We start from the raw sequence: 11,856 nt of genomic DNA on the forward strand, positions 1-11,856 counted from the left end.
AGGCATCCTAGCTACGCGGGGGCTTGGCCCCTCCCGCGACCGGACTTTCACCGGCTAGAGGTTGCGTGCTTAGCTGGGCACGCTGCTTTCGAAGCGAGCTTTCCTACGGAAAGCTTTCGGGCGGTCGCTCTCGCTCCTACAGTTCCAAAATTTCCCTTCGTTGCTCCTTTCCCTTTCCGCAATTTTCTAAGTTCAATCTATAACTAGTTGTTACTGTTATATCACGTGATCATATGAAGCATGTTAACCGGATGTAAAATAAAAGTGACCGGTGACGGAGAGAAACACTGTGTTCGACTAAAGCATGACTTGTGACCGAGAGCAATCCCCGTGTTCCGATCTACAAAATTTCCGTATTGAGCGTAAAACCTTCAATCACGACGTCCTCGTCAATTTCGATCATAATACAGCGTTTGCCCTGATAGTTCACCTGTTTCACATACCTTAAATCCTGCGGGCTGACCGCAATGGTTGCAACCTTCGTCTCAATCTTGATCGACTTCGTAGTAAACTTCGGAATCACGCTGCTGGCTTTGAGTTCATAGTTCCGGTCATCGATGATCGTCTCGAATGCACGCTCCACCTTTTCCGCCGTCAAATTCTCCACACCGCTTGCCGTCAATACTCGTTCCACATCTCTAAAATCCAACTTAGGACCTTCTTCTTCCTCATTGGATTCAATGACTTGGTGGATCTCCTCGTATACATGAGCTAACGTTAAGACGTCGAATTGATCGCCCGCCACTTCTTTCACGATTTCTTCAAAAATAACTCTCTCTTCCTTCGCCGTTACCGTCTTCTCGGCATTCAGGACTTGATCGATGAAATGAGGGTTCGGTTCATTGGCTTTGCCCGAGCAATATAGAACGCGGTTTACATCGGATGCGTTGTCCGTAACACTTGGGTAGAAAAAACCCTGCTCCGGCGTACTCAATTTGATGATGGGGTCTACGATGATATTGTACTTGAATTCCCGCTCGGCATAATCGAACAATAACGATTTCCGCTGCGGTTCAGTGGTGTTAACACTACACAGGATGAACGGATGCGCGAACATCTCGTTCTTCTCGCTCTCCTCAGCTTCATCGTTTCGGCTCTTGGTCGGCCGGAAGTACTGCCCGCGAACAAAAGTAACCACCGTATCCCGTTCAAGCTTGGTATCCTTAATCATCCTGTCCACGAGCAGGAGCATCAGGTCCTGCCATTCATCCCGGTCACCAGTTATCATGCCTTGATGAAGAAGCACCTTCGTAGGCTCCTCCGCTTCTTCTTGAAACCGTACCTCGAACAGCTTCTGATCCAATTCACCGGTCAGCAGTTTTTTGAAATTGCCTATATACAGCTCCTGCTTCTCTCGATCTACCAGCTCGAACGGCTGGCACTCGTAATGATAGATTTCACTGCTTTCCTTCATGATATACACGTTAAGAATATCAAAAAGCTTGAGCATATCATGGTCCAGCTTGAATTGTTTGCGAATGTGCGCGACTTCTTTTTTATTCATAATCGGTTCAGCAGCTCCTTAGTAGTAATATGCTTTATTAGTATAAACGATAGGGGACGTGAATGGGTTAGTGGTTGTTGATTTAGGATGAAGGTGAGGTGGCATTGTGTGCCGGTATTCTCAAAAATTTGAAAATGATAAAATACCCGTGACAGTCTGTCATAGGTATCTTGCAGAAAGTTAGGAATGAACACTTTTTCTTTAGACTGCAGTAATCGATCTGATATGTCTACATTTCGGAAAACTGCTACAGCCATAGAACTGACCTCTGGCCCCAGAACGAAGTACAAGCTTGCTGCCACATTTGGGACAAATCATCTCAGCAACCGGTGATTCTATAATAATAGCGTTCGGAGTAGGCACAGCCCCCGGGTTCATAGCCAGGATCATTTCAATCAACGCCTCACGGTTAATTAGCTTCACTCTGTTGGAGTTAGCCAGATCATAAGCAGCTGTTGTATAATCACTATTTGATATGACCCAGGCTTCAGTAGCTCCATAATGAGCGATAGCTGCCTGTGCCTCCTGAACCGCTTTGATTCCAACGTTCTTACTGTATCGCTTGGCCTGAACGACGATCTTCTTACCATCTTTCTGAATAAGTAGATCGGCACCGTAATCGCCGGCGGCCTTAGTTACTTCAGCCTTGTAACCTTGAGCCCTGAGCAAATGACCAAGGTATTTTTCGAATTGAACACCATCCATCTTGTCTATGTCATCAATTCCTGACATCTTCAAGCGTTCTGCTCTCTTGTTTCCGATATACCTCATGATGGAGAACACCATTGCCAATCCCAAAATAACGCCGACTACTACACCATACAATGATTTTGATATCATAAATCCAACAAATCCAAAAGCCATCGCTGCAATACCCGCCAGCCCTTCAAAAAACTCTTCTTCCTGTTTCGCTTTACTCTTTCTTCTTGCCATATTCCATCCCCCATGTCGCTTTTCCCCAATTTTAGTATCCTTATATCAAGTAGGATAAACAACCACTCCAATATAATATTTCATGTAATCACATAGCCCTGGTATTGCGGCATTTCGGATAGTGGCTGCAACCCCAAAATTCAGCACCTTGCTTACTCTTTCTTCGAACCATTGGCGCACCGCATTTGCAGGATGTAGTATTTGTTGCCGCAACTTCCCTTTTGGCTTTTGCGATCTCAGCACGGGCTGCGGATTCTGGCTTTGCCACTGAACGGGGTTTCTTGCTAGGCTGCCATTTCCCCCAATTGTTGAGTTTCTGTTCAAGCAAACTTCCGTGCCAGTAGTCTACTTTGAATTGTTCCGCTTCCTTCTTGGCAGGAGCAGTCAGATCCGATGTGGTGATGAGCAGAGATAAAATGCAATCATGATTTCTCTTTGCCGCTACTAGTTCACGCACAGGCATTACTCGTACCGGATTATGATCAGCGTAACATTTGGCCTGTACAGCTGTTTTTTCACCGCGACGATCAATGATGACAAGATCCACTCCGCCGTCATTCCCACCCACACCCACTTCCTTAACTGTATATCCCTGATCCCGAAAGTAAAGAGCAAGCAGACGTTCAAACTCTGCCCCAGATAAATCATCTAAACGACTTGTCAGAATCATTTCATCAGATCTAATCAATTTACTAGAGCGTCTTGAGACTGTCTGAGTATTCTTCCTACTCGCTTGCTTAGGTTTCTGGTTTTTCTTCTTTCTTCTGCTTCGTGTCCATATTCCCCCAAAGATTTCAGCTGCTATAACAGAACCCAAAATAATGACAATGAAGAGACTCCAATGCAACCCCGGAATATTGAAATAAAGCGCAAGTCCCCCAATAATGAACAAACCTCTCAGGATATACGCAATCTGCCTGCCTTCCGCCTTGTACGTTCTAGCCATTTATTTACTCATCCTTCCTTCTATGTATCCATCCAAAATTCGACAATTAACCCTTTATTCCCTTTTTCAGAGGTAAAAGAAAAAAGCACCCTAAATGGGTGCCAAGTAATATAACGAATGCTTTCTTTTATTAGGTTATAGCGGAAGATCCTTTCTCAAGGTAATTCCTATCCCTATTAATATAATCAGCTTTAGTACGTAGCTTTCCCCATATGATCGCACTGGAATCGAACAGGCTAATTGCCGTCATATTCTTCAAGAGTTTCAAGCTATCGCTGTCTACTGAAAGTGCCTTTTATTTCAGTTTATTGCTTGTAATTTCTCTCTTTAATTGATTTCAATCAAATTAACATTTCCCGACACTTCATTGGCAACAATCAGCAAAGGGTTTCCAGTCGGACTGTCTTTACCCTCAACCAAGCACAATCCTTCCGGCGCAAGAGAACCGCTTCCTGATACTCCTGTCCCCGTGAAATCTCTTAAATTGATATAGTCGTAGAATTTCACATCATTTATATCTGTAACATCATACATCATCACTCCGCCTATTCTTTCAAGAGCGATGAATGCATAGGTTTTACCTTTTATTTTCATCACTTTAACATCTTCAGGTTCGGGGCCTTTTTTGCCGCTTCTCGAGTCGAGCTCAGATTTATTGTTGGACGAGTTGAATACAGTCGGATAAAGCTCTGCCGTAATTTTTTCAAAATCGCTTCCGCTGTCATAAACCTGGTTCATTGTAGCTGCATCCCAGATCGAAAAGGAACGGCCTCCGTAAATATAGTTTTTATTGTTATCCAAGCCATCTCGCTCTGCATTCAGGACCGTGTCTATTTTGAAAGTAGTCCCCGGGAACGTATATGAGCCTGTATCCGCATATTTGTAAGGCTTCGTTCCCCATTCTCGGGCATCGCCTTCATTAGCTGTAAACAAGTACTGATTGCCATCTATTTTTGTTGTGGTAATCCCATCCGGCATATAAACACCATAAAGATTTTGTGGTGAAATTTCAGCCTTTCCGTCTTTCAATGCATCCAGGCTGTTGGCAGCCAAATTATGATCTTTGAAGCCCAGACCCTTTACGCTAACAAACGTTTTTGTTTTCAGATCAAGGGTTGCAATGGCATTGGCTTCCTGCAATGAAACATACGCATACAAACTGTTCTCGGTTACTGTTATATATTCCGGTTCTAGATCGACTGAAGGCGCTGTGTTAGGTTTTAACAACACTCTGTCTGCAATAAGCGCCTCTCTTGCCCCAGTATGATCGAATGCTTCAAATCCGATTGTAGCCACTGTTGCTTTGTTTACGCCCTTCTTGATATCAACAATGGTTACGGTCCCTTTAGGGTCAACAGCACCCGGCGCAGTGTATCCTTCCCTCGGTTCACCTTCATTTGCAGACAAGATATACTTGGAGTCAGGTGTAAAAACGACCATATCCGGCTGATTCCCTGCCACAAAATGCTTCAAGTAATTACCGGCATAATCAAGAACCACAATATAACCGTTATCCTTGTAGGTAGCACCCTGTACAGCAACTGCAATGATTTTGTCCTTTGTGTTTACATCAATGCTTGTAATATCTCCGCAGAGGAACCCATTTGCAGCGGCCATAGCCGTAATATCTAAACGAGCCTCCAAGTCAAGGACTTTCATCTTGGTCGAAACAATAGCTGAAGCATCAACAATATCAACCGATTTTGCTGCACCGTTTACAATATACATCTTTTGATTGTCTTCATTAAATTTTACGATTTCGGCTATTCCGCCATCCGAGTTACTCATACCCGTCTGATAATTGGCAATGTAATTCAATTTGCCGTTAATACTGTTTACTTGGAGTCCTGGAAAAATAGGAGGTTCTGGTTGGGCTGGTGGAATCGGTGGGGTGACTGTTCCGCTGTCCGTGCTTGTCCATACCCCATTGTCCAGGGATCTCGGAAAATATTTGCTAATAAAAGTTTCGTTAACCGCTGGGTCATTCCAGGTTAAAAGTTCAAAATCCGAAAAATTATTATCCGTATCCACAACATTAATTCTTCTAAGCGTTTTCTGTTTGGAGGTTGGGACGGCAGGCATATTCCCCTCACCGATATTGTTAAAGTTAGTTACTCTGTTCGAAATTGCATCAACCTGAATTCCTTTATTGTCAACAAGCTTTAATTCAATGGTCTTATCGTTGTCGATATATCTTGTCGACCAGTCTAAATCTTTTGCTGTAAGCGAATATATCAGGTAGGTTGCCGATGTTGTCTCAGCAGCTCCTCTGATTAAAAATGAATGCTCTGCAGGGATAGAACCTGTGAGGTTCAACGTATCCACCTGAAGATTTCCCGATGCGTCTATTGTAGAACCCGGATGCGTGTTGGGTCTGTTAGAGGAATAGGCTAGTGTATAGCCGGAGAGATCAATCGTAGTATTCGTCGGGTTGTAAAGCTCTATAAAGCTGTGAGAAAAGGGCGTATCGCTTTTTCCTCCGCCTCCATAAAGCTGGTTAATGACTAAGTGGTTTCCTGGCTGTGTATCTGCAGACACACTCATTGGCAGAATTCCAGCGAACAAACACACCATAATCATCAGACTAATGATTCTTGATTTCAACATGTCTTTACCTCCCGAAAATGATTGTGCGGTCTACGATCAACCCGCCATGGAGCACTGTAGTCCATACTACAGATGAATTATTATCCTAGGCGTGGGATTGTGTAAAATTTAAACTTACTGGGATTAAATAAAAAAGGCTCTCGCTAAGAGCCAGCGAGAACCGTAAATATTAAGCTTTCTTATACACTTTTTTTACACCCATACCTGTGCTTCGACTTGATAGGTACATGTGGCTACAAATAAGCTATTTCATCAACTCATAGAAATATTTGGATTCATGACTCTTATTAAGACTATACCAAGCATCTAATGTTTGTGAAGAAAACACACCCAGAGCTTTCAAGACGTGAACAGAAAATTCCAATGGAGCTATTCCAGATGCAGTGATCAGTTTTCCATCAGTTACAGCAGACTCCATTTTGTAATACTTTTCGCCCGTGTAAGTGGGACAGATCATTTTAAGGTATTCCAGATCATTGCTTGTATGCCAACGTGAATTCAGCAATCCTGTCTGGGCAAGTGCCATTGTAGCACCACAAATCGCTGCAACCAATATATCTTCCTTTAAACACCTCTGGGCGACTTTTAAGATGGGTTGGTGAATGGTTTCTGTCCATGTATCTCCACCGGGTAAAATCAATGTATCTGTGCTTTCAATGCTGCACTCATCCAGTTTGATGTCAGGCAGTATTTTCAATCCGCCCATTGTAGTCACAGGAGTTTTTTCAATTCCCACGGTAACTATTTTTGATGGGGCCAGCCCCTTTTTATAATATCTTCCCGAGTTCAGTTCGGCAGTTAAGTAACCTATTTCCCAGTCTGCCATTGTATCAAAGACATATAGATATACCGTATTATTCATTTGCAAGTTCTCCTTATTTTACAATTCATCAAGTGATACCAAGCATTCATCGGTAATCAATGACTATCATCATTATAAAATAGCTTCACTGACATCTGCTGTCAGTGAAGCTATTAAAGTTGATAGTATTCCATTAACTCCGACGCAACTGCAACAAGTTTTTCCTTCAAACTCTGCGGTTCGATTACTTGAATGGATTTACCGTAGGATAGGAGAAGATGAGGTACATATCTATGAATTGATTCTTCCTCAAGTAAAAAGATTGCTTGATTTGATGTCCGCTCTTTCAGATGATGCCCCAAAAACCAATGCAGGCATAAGTCATCCAATGCCTCTGACCTGCCTCTGATAGTTAAAGAAATTAACCCGTCCTTGCCCACTAAATCAGGTAACAGATTTTGCTTAAAAAAATCACGGGCCGAAAAAGCTTCGGAACGCTTAAATATTCTTTGAGTACGCTTGATTTGTAGAATCCGATCTGCCCTAAAGCTGCGCATCTCATTCCTTAGGTGGCAAAATGCAACAGTATACCATTTATTGTTCCAGTAAACCATTCCATAGGGGTCTATCACCCTATTCTTGGGTTGTTCTTTATGGCTTGTGCGATAATCAATTTCTACAGAGAATTCGTTTGCTACAGCCTGCTCCAATTCCGCCAATACCGGCTGAACAGAAGGGTCTCCCATACGGTTTATAACTTCAAATCCGGCTAAATGACGGCTAAGTATACTTTCCTGCTCCTGATTCGAATACATTTTCAATTTTGATGTTGCATTGCCTAATGCCTCACACAAAGGGTATCCGGCTTCTTTTGCAAAAACAGCAGCATGAAGGAGTGCCTTCTTTTCCTCAATATCAAATAGCAGAGGTGCTCTGATAAAATTATTCAGCAAGCTATACCCGCCATTATGACCTGTGTCGGATATTATAGGCACTCCACTGGCACATAGTGCATCAATATACCGATAAACTGTCCTTATATTTATTTCTAACTTTTCGGATATTTGTTTTGCAGTCATTTTCACACCCGAATTCAGCATCCAAAGAATTGCCAGCATATTATCGTTTTTTGGCATAACATAAACCCTCATCTTTTATTAAATCTCAATATTTTATAGTACAGCATTCAACGTGACTCGTCTGCCTATCTTTTAACTTCCTTGAGCGGTACTGTCACATCTCTTTTCGTACCAACAACCTATATACGATGCGCATTTCTATTCCCTCTACTGGTGGGTTTCTTCGAGTACAGCAGTCTATTTATTCTTCCAACTCAAGGATTGATTATCCAGTCAAAACTCAGACCCTAAACGAGCCACGGAACCCCCTGGCGGCATAGTAAGATTCCGCTCCGTTATGATACACGAAGACATGGCCGTAACGGAAATCAGCAAAGATAGCACCACCGAGCTTTCTAATCTCCGAAGGAGTTTTCACCCAACTCGATGTTTTTGTATCGAAATCCCCTAGCTTCTGCAGCTCCCGGTATTGTTCTTCTGTTAGCAGCTCAATGCCCATGGCATCCGCCATATTACAAGCGCTATCTTTCGGTTTATGTTCTTTCCTTGACTCCAGCGCTTCATTGTCGTAACACACACTTCTGCGGCCTTTAGGACTTTCCGCTGCACAGTCATAGAAGATGTACTCATCCGTCTCTTCATCATACCCAACAACATCCGGTTCACCGCCAGTTCTCTCCATTTCATGGAGTGACCACAGTTTTGCTGTATTAGCTTCCAGCTTTGCTTGTACTTTAGCCCATTCTAGACCTTGGTGGCGGTTCATGCTTTTCTCAAAACGGGCTTTCAATACTCTGAGTAGTTCTTCACGTTGTTCTGGTGACAGCTCACTTTTTTCATTGATCATAATTAACCCTCCTCGTCCTGCTTGCTAGTGTTGGAGATAGCGCGAAATATAAGGTTGTAATTGTAGTTCTCGCAACTCTTCGGAATATTTATAACTAATGGGTTGTTTTTCTTCCGTTTGTAACCATCCCATTTCATTATGTGCATATTCGCATATTTGTCGGGAACCATAATCTTTGAAATGCACTTCAATTTCCCGCATTGTCTCTAATTCATCTTCGGTAAAAATCGTTGAGTCAAAAGGGTCAGCAGCTTTAATTATCATCATAGTCCAACCCTCATCGTTCGTCCTTTCATCAACTTCAATCACATTCATATGCTGTAAATGAGCTAAGGCGATATCATGATCTTTTGGCACTGGCCCAAATTTATATTTAACATATGTTGCACCCGTAATCGACACCGTTTGTCGTTTGAAATATAAGAAATCACTGTACCATAACAATTTCATAAGCTTCGTTTTCAAAACACCCTTAGTCGTAAAATATAAAATCATATTAATAAACTTTTCTAAGGAGAAATCACTATAGCCAGTAGAATCTGTTAGTTCATGAGTTTTATAAATGGATTCAATAATTTGTTCATCTGTTTGAGTTGCTTGTTCGGGAATTGTCCAAGCCTCAAGTACGGTTTCAACCATTTTTAATTCTCTACTCGTTAGCGAACTCTTATTTCTATTGAAAAATTCTAATATGACATGTGGATGTTGCTGAAGCCGTCTATAGATCTCTAAATGACTAGCTTGCGGCAAACTCCCGGATTCGTATCTAGTTACACTTGCAGGTCCAATATTCAACAATTTAGCAAAGGGTCTTATACCCAGGTTGTACTGTCGTCTTACACTCTGAATTCCTAGTGATGTCATCCCATATTTTTCACTATAAATTCGGGTAACCCTTTCCATTGCTTCATTTTCCAACTCTTCAACATCAATAAGTAAACCGCAATTATTACACAAAGCTATCCTTCGTTCAATCTCAATATCCTGCCCTCTAAATTTAAATATTTGAGGTTCTTTTTGTATGGTATAGGTATGTTCTGCATGACAAGATTCACAATAATTCATTATGTTCATCACTATTTTCTCCTAAGTAAGGGTCGAAATTTATATAAAGCAGGGAACGAAGTTTCCGAGAAACCCCGTCTTCCCTATGTATTCATATACATAGATTTTGGTCTATGGTTAGCTTGATGTATGCCATTTGTCCGTTGAGTTCTTTTCTAAAGAACCACACCAGCTCCCCAGACCCTCTTCGGGAGCTTGAACAGTATCATAATCGTTCCGTTTGGAAAAATACGTACGTCCGTTAGAAATGAGTGCTTTTGCTGGCCTGAGAAATTCCGCCGTCGTCATCTATAATATTCACCCCCTGCAATTAATTATACCCTCACAGCGAAATAAGTGTAATCAATTGATTACAGATAATGAATACATCGAGTCTTATACTACAAAAAAATATTAAGAATACCATTGTTTGATCATTTCTATTTCCCCATCCTAATCTAACTAAAAAGCCGAGCGAACCTCAGGACAAATGCATGAGTTTCGCTCGGCTAACTGGTAAACATTAAGTGATAAAGACCACAATTACGTTAATCTAAAGTATGCCGAGAAACCGCTCGATCTCTGCGAACTCAATATGATCGCCAATATGCTCACCATAGTATGCTGTATGAATGGTCAAATCCGGATTCAACAAAAAATCCGCAGGCAGTTGGTTCATATCCCCGTCCGCCTCCAATGGATTGAACCTGCCTTTTAGCGCTTTCATCACGAGCCCGGGCTCCCGCATGACCTTAAGCGCGCCTATCCAGGAATTTTCGACATGGTACAGGCGATAGAAGTTCTTTTCTGGATCGGGAATCATGGGGAACGGTAGGTGCTGCTGTCCGACATGTTCCAAGATGGAATTTGCAGGGGACTGCCAGAAGCTTATCATTCGGAGGCCCTGTTCCTCAAATTTCGAGTAATTGCCAAGTATCCGCTGGATTCTCAAGTTACAGAACGGACAAGAAGCAAACCGATAGAACGATACCATTACCTTCTGTCCCCTATATGTGTTTAAATCGACAGTATTACCGAACACGTCTTTCGTCACAAATAACGGTGCTTGCAGCCCTTTATTCAATTCCATAGAAATCACGCTCTCTTTCCTCGGATTTAAGATACCAACTAATTAGTATGTTATAATCTATAATTAAGGCGCGCATTCCTGCGCACCGAATTAGATCGAGACTTTTATCTCACTATATGAAATAAAGCGGTCACATACATTCTAAAGTGTTCCACGTTCTGCCCCAGTACGGCCCGATTCCGCCTCGCCTTCGCGAGGATGAGAGATCCTTGATACACCGCTAGAAAATAATCAGCCAGTTGTTGACTGTCAACGGGAGACTGGGGTGGGTATTGTGCAATAACCTCGTCGAGAATATCCTTCAGCGGTTTGGCGTTACCTGCCAATTTCTCCTCACACAACGCACAGAATTCAGCATTACTCTCCGCCATTTCCTGGGTTATCAACGCGGTCAGGCAACTATTGGGAGCATCAGGGTTCTTCGCCATTAAAGCAAAAACGTCAAGGTAGCGGTTCAGCTTCTCCCATGGGTCAGCGATCCGCTCCCACCCAGTCCCGCTTAACAGATGTGATTGCAGCCTTTCAAAATGGTCCAAAGTCGCCTTGCCAGCATCTTCTTTGCTCTTGAAATAATAAAAAAAACTGCCCTTCGTGACGCCGGCTTCCGCGCATATTTCATCTACTGTCGTCCCGTGATATCCTTTGGACAGCATCAGTGAAAGGGCTGCGTCTAGCAGCTTGCCCTTTTTTACTGAAATGTTCGGGTCTGATATCGTCGTCATCAGAAGTACCCTCCAGTCTTAAATACCAACTAGTTAGTATCTTAATCAACATACCATGATTTGTCAACCTACATTGGAATTTCCATGAAGTACAACTGGCGGCAAAGTTATTTCGCAAAATTCTTAATGTTCATTACACCTTAGCAATAGTCTGCAATAATCTAATCCGTAGTTGACCTTATAGCATTTATGCTTCCTCGCTGTAGTGAATGCCCGATGTCTGTTTACTAGAGGAGTTGTCGATACTGCCTAGTAAATAACTTTAATAGGTGGTAATGACGA

11 protein-coding genes are annotated in these 11,856 nt (G+C 42.4%); all 11 read right to left on the minus strand.

Going from position 1 to position 11,856, the window contains the following annotated elements:
* Positions 1-340: 340 nt before the first annotated feature.
* The 11 genes from J2T20_RS25495 to J2T20_RS25545 all read right to left on the minus strand — a co-directional run bounded on the left by J2T20_RS25495 (position 341) and on the right by J2T20_RS25545 (position 11,574).
* Positions 341-1,504, minus strand: coding sequence for a DUF4317 domain-containing protein (locus tag J2T20_RS25495; protein ID WP_307592788.1), 1,164 nt, complete (start codon positions 1,502-1,504; stop codon positions 341-343).
* Positions 1,505-1,705: 201 nt separating this feature from the next.
* On the minus strand, positions 1,706-2,437 hold the full coding sequence (locus tag J2T20_RS25500; protein WP_307592789.1) for a restriction endonuclease: 732 nt from the start codon (positions 2,435-2,437) through the stop codon (positions 1,706-1,708).
* Positions 2,438-2,525: 88 nt separating this feature from the next.
* Complete coding sequence (locus J2T20_RS25505; RefSeq protein ID WP_307592791.1) at positions 2,526-3,383, minus strand: restriction endonuclease; 858 nt, start codon at positions 3,381-3,383, stop codon at positions 2,526-2,528.
* A 327-nt stretch (positions 3,384-3,710) separates the two neighbouring features.
* A complete protein-coding gene (locus J2T20_RS25510; RefSeq protein ID WP_307592793.1) occupies positions 3,711-5,990 on the minus strand; it encodes a choice-of-anchor I family protein in 2,280 nt (759 codons plus the stop codon).
* Positions 5,991-6,234: 244 nt separating this feature from the next.
* Positions 6,235-6,852, minus strand: a complete 618-nt coding sequence (locus J2T20_RS25515; protein WP_307592795.1) for a type 1 glutamine amidotransferase family protein — start codon at positions 6,850-6,852, stop codon at positions 6,235-6,237.
* Positions 6,853-6,965: 113 nt separating this feature from the next.
* Positions 6,966-7,928, minus strand: coding sequence for a helix-turn-helix transcriptional regulator (locus J2T20_RS25520; protein ID WP_307592796.1), 963 nt, complete (start codon positions 7,926-7,928; stop codon positions 6,966-6,968).
* A gap of 223 nt (positions 7,929-8,151) precedes the next feature.
* Positions 8,152-8,718 carry a DUF4256 domain-containing protein gene (locus J2T20_RS25525; RefSeq protein WP_307592797.1) on the minus strand — a complete coding sequence of 189 codons (567 nt, stop codon included), beginning with the start codon at positions 8,716-8,718 and terminating at the stop codon, positions 8,152-8,154.
* Positions 8,719-8,742: 24 nt separating this feature from the next.
* A complete protein-coding gene (locus J2T20_RS25530) occupies positions 8,743-9,792 on the minus strand; it encodes a type II TA system antitoxin MqsA family protein (RefSeq protein ID WP_307592798.1) in 1,050 nt (349 codons plus the stop codon).
* A gap of 108 nt (positions 9,793-9,900) precedes the next feature.
* Positions 9,901-10,071 carry a hypothetical protein gene (locus J2T20_RS25535; RefSeq protein ID WP_307592799.1) on the minus strand — a complete coding sequence of 57 codons (171 nt, stop codon included), beginning with the start codon at positions 10,069-10,071 and terminating at the stop codon, positions 9,901-9,903.
* 244 nt (positions 10,072-10,315) lie between these two features.
* Complete coding sequence (locus J2T20_RS25540; protein ID WP_307592801.1) at positions 10,316-10,852, minus strand: redoxin domain-containing protein; 537 nt, start codon at positions 10,850-10,852, stop codon at positions 10,316-10,318.
* 104 nt (positions 10,853-10,956) lie between these two features.
* The gene (locus tag J2T20_RS25545) at positions 10,957-11,574 is read right to left on the minus strand and encodes a TetR/AcrR family transcriptional regulator (RefSeq protein ID WP_307592803.1); all 618 of its coding nucleotides are present in this window, start codon (positions 11,572-11,574) and stop codon (positions 10,957-10,959) included.
* Positions 11,575-11,856: the final 282 nt, after the last annotated feature.

The sequence above is a fragment of the Paenibacillus wynnii genome (genome assembly GCF_030812855.1).
GTDB lineage: Bacteria > Bacillota > Bacilli > Paenibacillales > Paenibacillaceae > Paenibacillus_AQ > Paenibacillus_AQ wynnii_A.